Raw genomic sequence first — 15,464 nt, 5'->3', positions numbered from 1 at the left:
AAACAGGTCCGCAAAGCACCAACCTCATCAGGCCCGGCAGTTTTCTTCAGCAATCGCAATAGCGTCCTCAATCAGGCGGCACTCGTCGACGTCAAGGGAATCGGAATAAGAAAGCATCAAATCGTGGAGCGATCTGGATAGATGCCTCATCAAAGTCGGCGTTGGCTTGGGTATAGGCCACGCGTGCATCAAATATGCAAGGGGAACGACGCGCCTCTTTTCGCACCAGCGGTCAAATAGCGCAAGACAACACGCTTCGATCTCTGCAGAAAGCTCTGGCCGCTTGCTCATATCGATCAACATACGTGCCCCCTCTCACCAAACGAGTCCGCGTGAAATTCAAGCGAATATTTATTGGACTGCCTTGATGGCTTGGCCAGTGCGCGTTCGGGCACCAGCTGACATATGACATCCGCCTGGAGACACCGGAATATGTGGGGATTTGAGGCGACGCCCATTACTCAGACGAATAAATGACTTCGCTGACGAATACTTTGCTAGTAATCGGAAGGCCATAGCGCACATGCCAATCGCACGCGGCAGCGCGAACGTCTGTCGCGTGCGATTCGCAACACCTTTCCCCGACCGAGTATTACTCATGCCTGCCCCCGCTCTCGTTGCTCATATTTACGCTATTGCGTTGCAGCATAGCAATAATACGCCAGCAGGCGTAAACCTTGGCGGGAAAAAATACACATTTGACGGATTACAACACGGGAGGTACTTATTACTACTTTCCCGTCTTAAAAGGCCGGCTTTCTTCGTCGCACACGTTTGCGCGCGAAGCGCCAGAAAACGTCGAAAGCCGCTCGGGGAGCGTTTCCGCGCCGCACCAACGCTGGGCGTCGCAACACCGTTGGCATGTGGGTGCGAGCCCTCGATCTGCAGTGGGGACATCTCGATGTGGCGCAATCATCGTACGAATAGCACGAACGCCTTCGCTGCAAATGATCTCGATCCGACAACATCGTGACTAATTCGGTCAAATCAAACACTGCAGCGAGCCTGGCTGACTAGGATCGGTTCAGGCACTGAGTCTCGTGCAAACAAAGCAATAGAACATTTCCGGGGAAGCCACATGAATTGCCGCTTCGATGAGGAAACGGGTTGCGAACTTCAATCCCATGTCCGGCCTGGCGTCACCGCCCGGAGATGTATCGGTGTCGCCTTGTACGACGGTTTTGCGCTACCGAAGGTCGCCCGCATCATAGAAATATTCCACTCCGCGAACGCGCTGACTGACTACGCCGCGCAAGGAGGTGCGCCTTACGACGTCCGCCTCCTGTCGGCCCCCGGCGGTAGAATCGCAAGCTCGTCATCGTTGTTCGTCGGAAGCGAGCGTATTGAAGCGCTCAACGGCGCCGGTTATTTTTACGCGCTCTTTATTGCTGGCGGCTCGGGGGTGAAGAACGCACTGCGCGACCAACGCCTGATTACATGGTTGCGGTACACCTACGCGTCCACCGATCTGATCTTCCCGATCGACGAAGGACGGTTGCTGCTCGAAGCCGCAGCAGGCAGAGCGCTCCCCTACGGTTTCCATGATGGAATACGGGCTGGCGACATCGTAGTCGGTGCTGCGAACGCATGCGCTTCCCCGGACCTCATTAACCCGATGCAAATCGCGCTAGCGATAGTCCAGCAAGACCTCGGCGCGGAGATCGCCACACGGATTGCCGACTGGGTAGCGCCCGCGGTGCAGACGCATTTGAATGCAATCGAGCGCACGAACGCAGGTGCCTGCGTCAGCGAAAAGATCCGGGCGTCCGCGCGATGGCTGGAGGAAAACAGCGATCATCCCATCGCAATCGACGACGCAGCACAGGCGGCCGCCATGAGCGAGCGGAACTTCCTGCGACGGTTCAAGATTGAAATGGGGATAACACCTTCTGAGTATCTGTTACACATACGCCTTCACAAGAGCTGCGACCTGCTTGCTGAAACCAACCTCCCGGTCGACGAGGTCGCACGGCGCTGCGGAATCGGCTGCGGTGCGCGGCTGTCAAAGCTCTTCCGTCAGCATCTTGCGACAACACCAAGCCAATATCGGGCGAGCAAGCGGCCGTCGGAGCGGCTCGCCCTTAGAAACGCTTAGGTGAGTAGCTCACGGGAATCGCACCCGCAGGCCCTCGCAGGTATCGACAGGCATTTCCTTGGGGAATGCGCGAGTCATCGGGCGGCTTTACGGCGAAGTGCGCGTAATGTTTCGGCTGCCGATCGGTGAAAACCAGAATCACGAGTCGGCAGATCGACTGATCGCACGCATCGCAACCTTTCACCTGGGCGCCGCGGTGCGCTCAATCAGGCTCGGGCCATCCTGCCTGTCCGCCCAATTCACGGCACGGCTGACCGCAAACCGGTCGAAGGATCCGGCGGGCAGCGCCACACGATGCACCAGATAGCTTGCCAGCTCGGGCGACGTATCGGGGTCGAGCCATACGCGTGCATCGGGAGCGGCAAACACCACAGGCCGCAAGGCGTGCACGTCCAGGGGGCCTGCATCGGCGGCGGTGACAACGATCATGAAACCATCACCATCGTGAGCTTCCGTTTCCAGCTGCTGGCTGGTCAGCGCTGCCATGAACAGTGGCTCGCCATCCATGCGCCGGATGAAGTACGGCTGACTTCCGTCCACAGCGTCCACCCACTCGAACCAGCCGTCGCCAGGCACAATCACCCGGCCATTTCTCCAGAGCGCTTTCCACGCCGACGAGTCAAAATTTCCGCTTGTGGCGTCGATGATGGTACGCGGGCGTTTACGCATGGCCCACGGGGTCCGGTAGCCCCAGCGCACGCGGCGGGGCGTGCCTGCCGGGTAGACGATCGGCTGGCACGTGCCAGGCGCGATGTTCCAGCTCGGGCACACATCAAGCCCCACGGGAAAGTCACCATGACCGGACACCAATGGCGCCAAATACTCCAGTCCAGCACGCGCGCGAACATAGCGGCCACACATACCTGACACTCTCCTTGTCTGGCTAACGGTCTGCAGCCAGCGCGCGGCATCCACACACCGCCCCCGCCCGCACCGGCCGCAACGACGCACCTCATCCATGGCTGCGCACCCCGGTACCTGACCCATGTCGATCGAGCACCGGACAGCCGGGCGTGGTCATCCAGTTCCTGTCCGCTAAATCACACGGTTGGCAATCGCGACTACTGTGTGAATGAGCTGGCGGTCGTCAACGTCCAACGACTCACAATAAGCATTCATCAGGTCTCGCAGTACACACGACAAACGCATGATCCGCAGCGGCGTCGGCGCAGCGAGCGGCCAACTGTGCATCAAATAGGCAAGCGGAACCACACTGCGCTTTTCGCACCATCGATCGAAGAGCGTGCCGCAGAGATTTTCGATTTCAGCTGCCACGTCCGATACTTCATCCTTGACACTGAACATATAAGAATCCCCATAGGTGATGCGGGTCTTTGTACGGCTTATTCTGTTTGGCCTGACGACTGCACATCCCCTGGTCGACCTCGCATCACCCAAGTGCTTATCGCACCTAGCCGCCAGCGATGCGCTCAAGCGCATCGATCACGACGCGAATGTGCTCGGATGTATGCGTCGAACAAATGAAAAATCGCAGTCTCGCCAGCTTCTCTTCGACCGCCGGATAAAATATCGGCTGAGCGTTGATACCCTGTTCGAAGAGCGCGTTCGACCATTGAACAGCCTTCAGCGAGCTTCCGGTAATCACCGGAATAACCGCATATCCAGCACTTGTCCCTGTGTTCAAACCGACGCGCCGGGCTTCCTTCAGGAACTGCTGGCCGCGCTCGCGAAGCTGGGTGACCCGTTGTGGTTCAGATTGCATGCACTCGAGCGAAGCGAGCGAAGCGGCGGCAAGCGCCGGCGCAAGGCCGACGCTATACATGAAGCCCGGCGCAAGATGGCGCAGGATATCGATGAGTGTCTGCGCGCCGGCGATAAAGCCGCCACAACCGCTAAGCGTCTTGCTCAGCGTGCCCATCCAGATGTCGACGTCGCGCCCATCGACACCAAAATGCTCGCGCACCCCTTTGCCGGTTTCGCCCAGGACACCCAGCGAATGCGCCTCGTCCACCATCAGGAACGCCGCATGGCGACGCTTGATCTCGATGAACCGGGCGAGATCGGGGATGTCGCCGTCCATGCTGTACAGCCCTTCAATCGTAATCAGCACACGCTGATAGTTGCCTCGTACGCGCGTGAGCAATTCGTCCAGCGCAGCCCAATCGTTATGTGGAAAGGGGAGCCGCTTCGCACCGCTCAGTATCGCTCCTTGTATGACGCTGTTGTGCGAGAGCGAATCGTGAACGATCAGATCAGACGGACCGAACAACGAGCCAATAACGGTCACATTCGTTGCATGACCACTCACAAATACGACACAGTCGTCGACCTCGTAGAGCTTCGCTAGTGCACGCTCGAGTTCGCCATGAATCGGCCGCTCTCCGGCGACCATGCGACTTGCCGACGCGGAGGTGCCGTACTGGTCGATCGCAGCTTTCGCCCGGGCCAGAACCACGGGCGAACCCGAGAGACCGAGATAGTTATAGTTCGCGAAGTTGACGTAGGTCTTCTCGCCAATCCGCGTCGTCGCACCCGCATTGCCTTCGTGCACGCGAAAAAACGGCGACTCGATATGAAGCTGTTCCCGCATTTGCCGCATGATCGCCACCTGCTGATAACCGGGCATCGTGTCGAAACGGCGCAGCGCCTCATAATCGACGGAGCCATTCGCGGGCGAGCGCAGGCCCGATGGCGAGGAGCGCAGTGCTTCATGCACAACCGGGGTGACCCCGCTGATATCGTCGCCCACACGCTCGAGCTGGCGCTTGAGCGCCTTGGCGGCAAGCTGTTGCCTGAATTGCTGACCCAATCCCATATCCCGCTCCTTTCTATCTGTTAGCCATCCTTATTTAATGACCGATTGCCGGCCACCACCTTGACGCACGTAAGCGTGCCGTCATTTACCGGCCGGATGCCTGTTTCCGCGAGGGTTGCATCGCACGGTCGGCCATTTCCCTGACATCATCCGCACTGACCTCGACCGCGTGCGTTGCCGCCAGGGCGCTGACCTGCTGCTCCAGTTCCGATTTCTGACTACTGTCCTGGCCGTCCCCCCGGATCAACTCAACGATTCTCTGCGCGAGCGAATTCACGGTGACGCCCTCGGTCAGCATCATGACCGACAGCTTGACCTGGAAGCATTCCTCGATCGCCATGCGCAGTTCCATACCCATCAGTGAATCCATCCCCATGTCGAGGATCGATCGATCCAGTTCGATCTTCGCCGTCGACAGGTTCAGGATGCGCCCGATCTCAGCCCGCAACGCCTCGGCAACCAGTTGCTGGGCTTCTGTCACCGTCAGCGCGAGAACGTCCTCTCGCAGGCCCGGGCCCTCGGCGCGTTGCGCGTCGTTAGACTCGCGCTTGCGCATCTCGATGTAGCGCTCGGAACGTGCTGACGGAATCACCCGCGTAATCGCTTCCCACTCTAGCCATACCACCGCCTCCCCCGCCCGTTGCGCGACCAGCACGCGCTCCAGCGCGGCCATTGCTTCGCCCGAGGTAATCGAACGACCACCGATACGCGCTTCAAGCGCATCGCGGGTCTCCCTGTTGCGTGACAAGAAACCGACATCATCGATAGGCCCCCATGCCATGAAGCACGCCGGCTGTCCTGCTGCACGGCGCAACAGAACCAGCGATTCGAGGAATGCATTCGCGGCAACATAATTGGATTGCCCTGGATTTCCAAGGAACGTCGTTGCCGACGAGTACACAACGAAAAAGTCAAGCGACAGCCCGCGCGTTGCCTGATGCAGATTCCACGCGCCCGCCACCTTGGGCGCCATCACCGTACGCATGCGCGCATCGTCGAGGTTCGCAACGAGGCCGTCGGAAATGCTCAACGCCGAATGCACCACGCCCTTGAGCGGCGCCACCGCCTTGTCAGTTCTTTCGATGAGCTGCGCTACCGCTGCCGCGTCCGTTACATCGCACGATGCGAGCGTGACCGCCACCCCCAACTCGTCCGTCCAGTATTGAACTTCGGTAGTAAGCTCCGGCGCGAGTTTCGCGGTACGGCTCGCGAGCACAAGATGCCGCGCGCCCTTTTCGACAAACCAGCGCGCTGTTGCAAAACCCAGCCCGCTTGTGCCGCCGACAACCAGATAAGCGGCGTGTGGGTCGAGCCGCAGAGGGGTGGCGGGTGCCGTTTGCGGTGGCGGCACGCCCGCATCGAAAGTCAGCAGTATCTTCCCGACCTGCTTTGCCTGTTGCATGTACCGGAAAGCGTCCCCGGCATGTTCAGCCGCGAACGTGCGGTAAGGCAACGGATGGAGCGCGCCTTGCGCGACCAGGTCCATGATCTCGTCGAACAGGCGCGCCGCCAGTTGCGGCAGTGCACTCATCAACTGGTCTGCGTCGACGCCGAAGTAGCTGATGTTATTGCGAAACGGCCGCAGTCCAATCAGCGTGTTCTCGTAGAAATCCCGCTTGCCTAGCTCGATAAAACGGCCAAACGGACGCAGCACATCGATACTGCGGACCATCGCCTCGCCAGCCAGCGAATTGAGAACGACGTCGACACCTGCGCCTGCGGTGCGATGCAGGATTTCGTCGGCGAAAGCGAGGCTGCGTGAATCGAATACGTGATCGGCGCCGAGCAGCCGGACAAACTCTCGCTTCTCCTTGCTTGCGGTCGCGTAGACTTCGGCACCCAAGTGTTTCGCGATCTGGACGGCCGCAATGCCGACCCCCCCTGCCGCGCCATGCACCAGCACGCGCTCGCCGGGGCGCAGCCGGGCGAGTTCGCGCAGTGAGTAGTACACGGTTAAAAAGGTCGTCGGAATCGTCGCTGCTTCCGCGAAAGTCAACCTCTCCGGCTTGATCACAATCGCCGTAGCACGTGTCCTGACACGCGACGCAAAGCATGCGGGCGCAAAGCCCAGCACCGCGTCGCCGACCTTGAAGCCGTCCACCTGCGGACCGGCGCGCACAATTCGCCCCGAGACTTCCATCCCGATGGTCGGCCCCGCAAAGCCATTTTCGACCGCCTCGTCGGACAGCAAACCCATCGCGTACATCACGTCGCGGAAGTTAAGGCCCGCGGCAACAGGTTCAATCTCGACTTCGTTTGACGCCAGTTCGCGCTCCTTCAGCGCGAACCACTGAAGATTACGCAACGATCCGGGCGCCTCGAACCCGAGCACGGCTGGACGCTCGTGCGCACCTGCCTGAGCACGGGTCTTGCGCAGATCCTCCGTTGCGGCAGGCACCATGCGCGACACGAAACGGCCTCGCGAGGTCAGCAGTACCTCCTCCTCGCTCTCCTGTGACAACAGCTCGCGAACGAGCAGCGCTTCTGGTGCGTCGCAGCCCGGTTCGACGTCGACGAGGCGGCAACCCAGTTCCGCATGCTCATTCATCAGCACGCGCCCGAGTCCCCAGAGCGTGGCCTGTTCGGGACGGGTTGCCAGTGCATCGCCGGTCTCGCCCAGGATCGGAGCGCCGCCGCTCGTCACGATCCACAGGCTCGCATGCGCGTCCGGCGCACTGCCGATGATGGTGCGTACGAGCCGTGCGAGCGCAATCGACGTGCTTTCCTGTGCCTCCATCAGCGCGGCACCGTCCGCGTTGTGCGGTACGGCATCTGCCGTTGCCGCCATGAACACAATGCGAGGCGTGCCGTTACCCATTGGTCGAGCAAGCCGGGCCGGCTCGTCGGCCAAAGCCTCGAGGGTGCAGCTGGCCGCGACCTGACTGGCGGCCTGCAATGCATTCACGAGGGTATCCGCCAGCGGCTGCTGCGCTGCCCCGGCAAATACGACGAGCCAGTGCGCCGATTGGGGCTCAACGGTTGCTTCGGGTGTCACGAGCGCGTCGTTCGCAGGTAGCCGCGCGGCGATCACAACCGGCGCACCTTCGATCTCGAGGTCACCTTCCATATGACGCACCAGGTCCTCAAGCCCCTGGCCATGCAGCAGCGTCGTGATCTGGTTCGCGCTGAGCAGTCCGGCGCGCTCGTGCGTCCACGCGCTGGCGTCGAGGCCAAATACCAGGTCCGAGACGCGGCTCGGCTGGCTTTCGCTCACCAGCAGGATCGCATCCGGCGTCATCCACGAGCGTGCCGCCTGTATCAGCCGTGCCGGTTGCGCACTCGCACGCAACATGTTTTTGATCACCACCACGTCATACTGCGCGGGCCGCCCCGGTTCGGTCGCCAGCGTCGGTTCCTCGCCGAGCTCCAGCGAAACCGTGCGAATGTATGGATGGCTGCTCGCATCGATCGTACCTAGCTGCTCCACGCCCGCTGCGATTGCATAATCGCAGCGGGTCTGCAGATGCGCAGCGACTGGGTGAAATGCACCTATGCCAGGTGTCGCGATTTCGAGCACCCGCAGCCGACGGGGCTCACGCCACGCGTCGACTGCTGCCTCGAGGCTCGCGCGCACGAATGCATTGGCGTGTGACCAGCTCGGCGAGGACTCGTAAAGATGATCGACCAGATCACTGCGAACAGGAGGGAGCACCGTATCTGCCTGCGCCTCGCTGCTCAGCACGGCAGGCAACGCTGCACCGCAGCGCGCCATCAGCGCGAGCTCGGCGGCATGACCAGGCGAGAGCGCGAGAAGGCCGCGCCACAAGTCTTCGATGGACGGCAACGCTTCCTGACCGCGCTCAACATGTCCATCGACGATCTCGAGCACGCCGTCCTCGACGAGCATCGCGACGAGACGCTCGAGCAGCGGCTGGTTCCGGGTGGCTGGCAACGACGTGCTGCCGATGATGTTCAGCGCTTCGATAGCGCGCAGCGCATAAGCCGCGGCGAGCACGTCGAGAAGGGGCAAGACCTGCGTCAGATGCGTATTGCGGTGTTGCGCATCTTCTTTTGCGGCCACTGCGCCCGAGGCAGACTCAAACAGGACTGCAGGAGCCGGCAAACCGGCCGCGATAACGTCACCGTTGTACGGTCGCGCCTCTGCGACGAATACGAAACGCCCGGGTTCGGGGCGGTGACGGCCAGTGAAGTCCACACGGCGGAAGCGGCAGGCGCTGATCCTTGCAATGACGCCTGCGTCCTGGTCAAGATAGGTGAATGAGGCGACGAGGGAATGAGGGCTGCGCCGCTCGATTCGCACGAGTACGCGAGCCGGCGCGTTGCCGCCGAAAAAGTCGATGCGTCCCATGTGTACCGGAACGTACGCGGGATGCCCCTCGTCAGTGCTGTCCTGGTTCGCGACGAGAGCGAACAACGGATGAAAACCGCTATCCATCGCTGCCGGGTGGAAGACATAATCCTGCAGCGCGCCCTGCAGCGCGGGCGGTGCGGCGAGCTCGCCGAGCGCGGCGTCGCCCGCCAGGCGCAACGATTGCACCCACCGGAACGCATCACCGTAGTGCAACCCAATCGACGCTGCGCCCTCATAGAGCGACGCAGCATCGATCCGAGGGTACGTGTCGAACTGCGCCAGCTCATCGGCCGCAACATTTGGCGCGCCAGCGGAGTCTGGACCGCCTGCCAGCAGGCGACCGGTTACATTGAGCGCCCAGGGCTCGTCCGACATGCGCGTGCGCGTCTCAATCGTAAAGCCAGCGGTGTGCGTGTCGAGTGTGAAGCGGAACAGCTTGGCATGTTGCGGCTGAAATACGACCGGTGTCCGGATTTCAAGGTTTTCAACCGCGCATTTCACCGTGCCGAAGTGAATCCGCGCCGCCGCTAGTGCCATTTCTGCATATCCCGCACCCGGAAAGGTAGCCGCGCCATCGACTTCGTGGTCTGCGAGCACGGGCATCCTGACCGGGTCGATCTGATTTTCCCAGGCAGCCGCATGATCTTTCAGTGGATAGCCGAGCAGTGGATGTTCGCGGCGCCGGTTGACGAGGTTGTAGCCTTCTGGGGTCGGCGGCGACATGTAATGCTCCCGTTGCCACGGATAGGTCGGCAACGAGCAGTTCATGCTGCCAGCACTGACAGGGAAACCCTTATCGAGGTCGATGCTGGCGCCGTTCGCGAAAGCTGCGTGGATCGCGAGATGCAGATCCGCGGCGCTGTCCTGGTTGCGCATGAGCGTGGGGAGTGGACGGCCTTTCACCTTCGACTGTTCGATCGTGTGCGTCATGTAGGTGCGCAGGATCGGATGCGGGCCCACTTCGACGAAAAGCCGCACGCCAGCGTCGATCAGGCTGCGAGTCGCTTCGTCGAAGCGAACCGGCTCGCGGATGTTTCTCCACCAGTACGACGCATCGAGCGCGTGTCCGGATAGCAGGCCGCCCGTCACCGATGACGCGAACACCCGCTGCGTATCATGCGGACGAAGATCGTCGAGACCGTCGAGCACGAGTCCCTGAATTGCGTCCATGCGGTCGCTGTGAAATGCGTAGTCGAGATCGAGAATCTGGAAAAATTGCCCTCCTGAGAGAAGGACCTGTTGGACTGCCTCCAGTGCCTGCAGAGCGCCAACAAGCGTGACTGCCTGCGGGCTGTTGATGCCCGCAATTTCAAGTTCATCCGCAAGACCCAGTGTGTCGATCAACTGGCGCGCCGCCGCCTCACTCAGACCTGCCGCCGCCATTCTCCCTGTACCACGGGTTTTCGCCTGTGCGCCGCTGCGAATCTTGATGACGTGCACCGCCTGCTCGATCGTCAAAGCTCCGGATGCCCAGGCAGCAGCGACCTCGCCGACGCTGTGGCCGAAACATGCATCGTATTGCAGGCCGCGTGACTGCATGACGCGCACGACGCCAAACTGGAGCGCGAAAAGCAGTGGCTGGGCACAATCAGTGTCGGCAAGCCGTTCGGCCGTGACGCCAGCGCGCAGTTCATCGACGAGGGAAGGACTGCCGTCCGCTCGCCACAGTATGTCGAGTTCGGTCAGTGCTGCGCGGAAGTTGTCGTCCTCTTCGAGCAGACGTTGCCCCATGCCAGCCCATTGCGAGCCGTTGCCAGAGAAGACCAGCGCGACCTTTCCGTTCGGGTCCAACGCCTCCCCGGTGACGATCGAGGATGTCGTTTCGCCCTGGGACAGCTGGTCGAGCGCTGCCACGCCGTCTTCCAATGCTGCGGGACTGACGATGGCGCGATGACTCAGCCATTCCCGTTTGCGTGCGGCGCCGAGCGCAAGCGCTGACCACGGATCGCCTCGCTCGAGACGAGTCTTATACGCGGCGGCCAGTGCATGCAACGCCTTCGGAGAACGCGCGCTTAGCATGAGCGGCAGCGGTTGTGCACCCTCCTGCGGGACCAACCCAGGATGCCCCGCGCGCGACGCTGGGTCAGCCTCGCGTATCAGCACATGCGCATTCGTCCCCCCGAATCCAAACGAATTGATGCCTATCGTCAATGGATGCGCGTGGGCCTCGAGCGGCGTATAGCGATCGACCACCTGCAGTCCGCCCCCGGCAAAGTCGATGTTGGGATTGGGATTCCTGAAATGGATCGAGGCCGGAACGGCGCGGTGTTTGAGGCAGAGAATCGCCTTCAGCAGGCCGGCCATGCCAGACGCGGGCTCGAGGTGTCCCAGATTGCTCTTCGCCGAGCCGATCAGCAACGGGCTGCCTGGCGCGCGTCGCCGCCCGATGACCTCGCTCAGCGCGCGAGCTTCGACCGGATCGCCGACCGCGGTGCCCGTGCCGTGCGCCTCGATGTACGAGACATAGGCTGGATCGATACCCGCACGCGCGTAGACGTCTTCCAGCAGGCGCGCCTGGGTCGCCGTGGCGGGCACATTGATCCCGCCTTGCGAGTGACCGTCCGAATTGACGCCGGACGAGACGATCACGGCATGGACCGAATCGCCGTCGGCGATAGCCTTCTCGAGGGATTTCAGCAGGATGAGCGCGCCGCCTTCCGCACGTACGTAGCCGTCCCCCGCAGCATCGAAAGCGCGGCAACGGCCCGTTGGCGAAAGCATCGACGCCTTCGAAAACCCGATGAAAGCGAACGGGTGGAGCAACAGATTGACGCCACCGGCAAGCGCTGCGTCCGCTTCACCCGACCAGATCGACCGGCAAGCCTGATGCACCGCCACCAGCGAGGAGGAACAGGCCGTGTCGATCGACATGCTCGGACCACGCAGGTCGAACAGGTACGAAATCCGGTTCGAGACAATGCTGGACGTATTGCCAGTCGCCGAATAGGCGTCGATGACGCTCAGGTCGTCCACATTGCGGTCGCCATAGTCCTGACTCGAAACACCGACGAACACCGCGCAATTGCTGCCGGCCATCTTGCCTGGCAAGCGGCCGGCGTCCTCAAACGTCTCCCAGGCGAGTTCGAGCAGGAGTCGCTGCTGCGGGTCCATTTGCGCCGCTTCGCGCGGCGAGATGCCAAAAAATTCCGCATCGAAACCCATGACATCGTCGAGCACGCCTGCCGAAAATGTGTAGCTCTTGCCGGGCTCGCGCTTTGCTGGATGCTGGTAAAACTCGGTACCGAAGCGCTCTGGAGGTACCTCGGTTACTGCATCCTTCTCTGCGACCAGAAGATTCCAGTAATCGTCAGGATTGCACACACCGCCAGGAAACCGGCATGCCATTCCCACTATCGCAATTGGCGTATTCATCCCATTTTCCTCGTATTTCTTTAGCTTGCGGCCGTGATGGCGTGGCAAGCAATCGAAACGAACGTGATATTCACATTTGGCAAACACTTCTTCATCGCATGAACAGATTCAGGTCGAACACGTAATCTGGCAAAGGTTCGACGCGCGGATTGCGCAAATTCAGATAAGTGACTTCCCCGTTCATCAATTCCCCGTGAAATGTGATCCGGGAAATAAACGGCCGAGTTTCTCCACCTACACGAACGACGTTGTCGTAGTCCATGGTCGATGACTTGAATGCCTTCCCTGACACCGTGAAATATTGCGCCTTGATGCCGAGCAGGCGCTTTTTTGAAACCCAGTATTTGATGCGGTCGTAAGTGGTATTGTCACTCTTCGCCTTGAGATCGAAAACGTAACAATCTTCACCCTCCACCGCTTCATCGGCAAGCTGGGTTGCATCGTAGTCCTCTGCGTAGTTCGTCGACGCAATATCACCGTACGCCGCGTCGCCCATCAGCTTCTGCCGCTGCGAGATCGGCACAGGCTTGCTAAGCCCCGGCTTGTAAAACCACATGCTGGTGCTGAGCATGAGCAGCTTCTCGCCTCGATATTTCGGAGGGGCAAGGCTCAGGCCAGAGATGTTGAAACCGCGGGCCTTGATGTCATACCTCAGAGTGTCCGTGATCTGCTGATTTTCCGTTGATTCGATCGTCACTTCCCACGCCACCCCTGCCACGTTGCCACGCGCCTCATCGGCCGCCTTCAGAATGTCCCGCGGGGTAAGCGCCGCGTGAGCGCTCGCGCAGCTCAGGAAGCTCAGCAGGAGAAGCACGATGTACTGGATTCTCTTCATGATTCCCTCGTTCGTTTGCCGTCACGCGTAAGCCAATGCGCCCACGATTACCATGCGTGCCGCCTTCCGCGCGGGCAGCAACGCCGACAGTAGCGACAGAAATATCAGAAGCAGCACGCTGTACCCCCAATAGTCCGGCACCAGGTAGATTTGCAGCGGTACTTCCCGGCTCACTTGCGGTGGGACCCATGTTGGCTGAAGCAGCCAGACCGCATAGAGAACGAGCAGGTTGAGGGCGATCCCGAGCAACGCGCCAAAGATACCCAGCATCAAGCTTTCCAGCGCGAAAAGTGCGACGATACCCCTGCGCTTCACGCCCAGCGCACGCAAGGTTCCGATCTCCCGCGTACGCTCCATGATGGCCATCGTGACCGTATTGACGATGCTCATCACAACGATCGTGAACACGATCAGGAAGGTGATCAAAAATATGACATTGAACATCTTCTTCACCTTGGTATAGAACGGCGAGAGTTCATTCCATGTCCTGACATCCACGTTCAGGCCGGCTGCGGCAAATTCCCGGGCCACGATCGTTCTCATGGCGCCGGTCCGTTCGTCGTTAGACAGCAACACGGTCAAACGATCGACGCTCGTTGTGTCATACAGGCTTTGAGCGAACTTCAGCGGAACGGTCGCAAAGGTATCTTCCAGCGCTTCGTCCGGTGCATCGATGAGCTGAACGAGCTGCGCATCGAGCGCATTGATCTGCCCTGACACCGTAGGCGACATGGCGACTGCGTCCGAACCGAGCTGTAGATTCAGCTGCCTCGCGAGGCCGTGAGTTACACCGATACCGTGGTCAAGCTTGTCCGAGAGCGGATTGCCGTCATACAGCTTCGCCTTGCCCATTACGCCAACCGCATGGCTGGCAATCGCCTGAATATCCGAAGGGACCCGGCCCGGTGCAAAAAAAATGGTCGACACTTTTCCGTTGCTCAGCAAGCCCGATATCTGCAGCTGCGGTGTGACGACGATGACCTCCGGGTGCCGGGCCAGTATCTTTCTCATGGTCTTCACGTCGCCTTCGCTCAATAGATATTTCGTCGGCTCGAGCTTGCCGTGATCCAGAAACCCCGACTTGAAGATGGTCAGGTTCCCGTTCGCTTCGGCATAGATATAGCTATCCTTCAGGCTCGTGAAGATATATCGGGTAAATCCACCCAACGTATTGACCGCAAGGAAACCCACACCAATGGCGACTATGGTGAAAAGGGACCGTCTCCCGTTCCTGAAGAGATTTCTGATTGCGAGCTTGATCCAGGTCATCATGAGTCCACCCCCATTGCAGAACGGTTATCCACAGCCACCCGCTGATCGTCGATGACTTCGCCGTCGCGCATCATGATCCGACGGTCCACGCGATCGAGTAAGCGCTCATCATGGGTGGAGAAAATGAAGGTCGTGCCTTCCTTCCTGCTGATCTGGCGCATCAGGTCGATGATCCTGAGCGCGTTTTCCGAGTCGAGATTGGCAGTCGGCTCGTCCGCAACGACCAGTGCGGGGCGGGTGATCAGTGCCCGCGCGATCGCCACGCGCTGCTGCTGCCCCCCCGAGAGTTTCGCCGGGCGATGCCCGGCATGGCTCGCGAGGCCTACATCGTTGAGACGTTTGAGGGCCATCTCCCGGGAGGATCGAGCAGCCAGATTCCCGATCTGGATTGGCAGCATCACGTTTTCGAGCGCTGACAGCACCGGGATCAGATTGAATCCCTGGAAGATGAATCCGATGGCGTGATTGCGCGCCTCGCTGCGCTGATCATCCGAGAGCGTCGCGGCATCTTGTCCCTTGAAAAATACGGCTCCCGAGGAAGGCGTGTCGAGCAATCCGACGAGATTGCACAACGTCGACTTACCCGAACCGGACGGCCCCCATACGGCCACGAACTCTCCGGAGCGGATGGCCACGTCGACGTGTTTGAGTGCGGTGATCTGCGCCTCACCAAGTTGGTAGTGCTTAACGACCTGACGTAGTTCGACAAGAGGAGTCAAATCTGCTGAAGACATTTTCCGTTTCCTCGATGTTTGGGGTGTTTGACGAAGCACATCCCCGGACGTCGTAAATTTCCGCGCCA

The 15,464-nt window shown here is 60.5% G+C and carries 9 protein-coding genes; 1 reads left to right on the top strand and 8 read right to left on the bottom strand.

The annotated features are described in order from the left end of the window. Window positions 1–27: 27 nt before the first annotated feature. Window positions 28–303: a hypothetical protein gene (locus AYM40_RS25145; protein WP_063498913.1), complete on the bottom strand. Its 276-nt coding sequence runs from the start codon at window positions 301–303 to the stop codon at window positions 28–30. An 865-nt stretch (window positions 304–1,168) separates the two neighbouring features. Between AYM40_RS25145 and AYM40_RS25140 the strand changes: the two genes are divergently transcribed. Beyond that, window positions 1,169–2,095 carry a helix-turn-helix domain-containing protein gene (locus AYM40_RS25140; protein ID WP_236721076.1) on the top strand — a complete coding sequence of 309 codons (927 nt, stop codon included), beginning with the start codon at window positions 1,169–1,171 and terminating at the stop codon, window positions 2,093–2,095. 180 nt (window positions 2,096–2,275) lie between these two features. On the opposite strand, the gene AYM40_RS25135 is transcribed toward AYM40_RS25140, so the two are convergent. The 7 genes from AYM40_RS25135 to AYM40_RS25105 all read right to left on the bottom strand — a co-directional run bounded on the left by AYM40_RS25135 (window position 2,276) and on the right by AYM40_RS25105 (window position 15,396). Next, window positions 2,276–2,956, bottom strand: coding sequence for an SOS response-associated peptidase (locus tag AYM40_RS25135; protein ID WP_063498911.1), 681 nt, complete (start codon window positions 2,954–2,956; stop codon window positions 2,276–2,278). A 174-nt stretch (window positions 2,957–3,130) separates the two neighbouring features. Continuing rightward, the gene (locus tag AYM40_RS25130) at window positions 3,131–3,400 is read right to left on the bottom strand and encodes a hypothetical protein (RefSeq protein WP_063498910.1); all 270 of its coding nucleotides are present in this window, start codon (window positions 3,398–3,400) and stop codon (window positions 3,131–3,133) included. Window positions 3,401–3,506: 106 nt separating this feature from the next. Continuing rightward, window positions 3,507–4,871: an aminotransferase class I/II-fold pyridoxal phosphate-dependent enzyme gene (locus AYM40_RS25125; RefSeq protein WP_063498909.1), complete on the bottom strand. Its 1,365-nt coding sequence runs from the start codon at window positions 4,869–4,871 to the stop codon at window positions 3,507–3,509. A gap of 85 nt (window positions 4,872–4,956) precedes the next feature. After that, a complete protein-coding gene (locus AYM40_RS25120) occupies window positions 4,957–12,555 on the bottom strand; it encodes a type I polyketide synthase (RefSeq protein WP_063498908.1) in 7,599 nt (2,532 codons plus the stop codon). Between the two features lie 91 nt (window positions 12,556–12,646). After that, window positions 12,647–13,390: an outer membrane lipoprotein-sorting protein gene (locus tag AYM40_RS25115; RefSeq protein ID WP_063498907.1), complete on the bottom strand. Its 744-nt coding sequence runs from the start codon at window positions 13,388–13,390 to the stop codon at window positions 12,647–12,649. 21 nt (window positions 13,391–13,411) lie between these two features. After that, window positions 13,412–14,662, bottom strand: a complete 1,251-nt coding sequence (locus AYM40_RS25110) for an ABC transporter permease (RefSeq protein WP_063498906.1) — start codon at window positions 14,660–14,662, stop codon at window positions 13,412–13,414. After that, window positions 14,659–15,396 (bottom strand): ABC transporter ATP-binding protein, encoded by a 738-nt coding sequence (locus AYM40_RS25105; RefSeq protein ID WP_063498905.1) that lies wholly within the window; start codon window positions 15,394–15,396, stop codon window positions 14,659–14,661. Before AYM40_RS25105 ends, AYM40_RS25110 begins: the two co-directional genes overlap by 4 nt. Window positions 15,397–15,464 lie beyond the last annotated feature (68 nt).

It is taken from the genome of Paraburkholderia phytofirmans OLGA172 (assembly GCF_001634365.1).
In the GTDB taxonomy this organism is placed as follows: Bacteria; Pseudomonadota; Gammaproteobacteria; order Burkholderiales; family Burkholderiaceae; genus Paraburkholderia.
The sequence above is the reverse complement of the archived record's forward strand: the minus strand, read 5'-3'. Positions and strand labels throughout refer to the sequence as shown.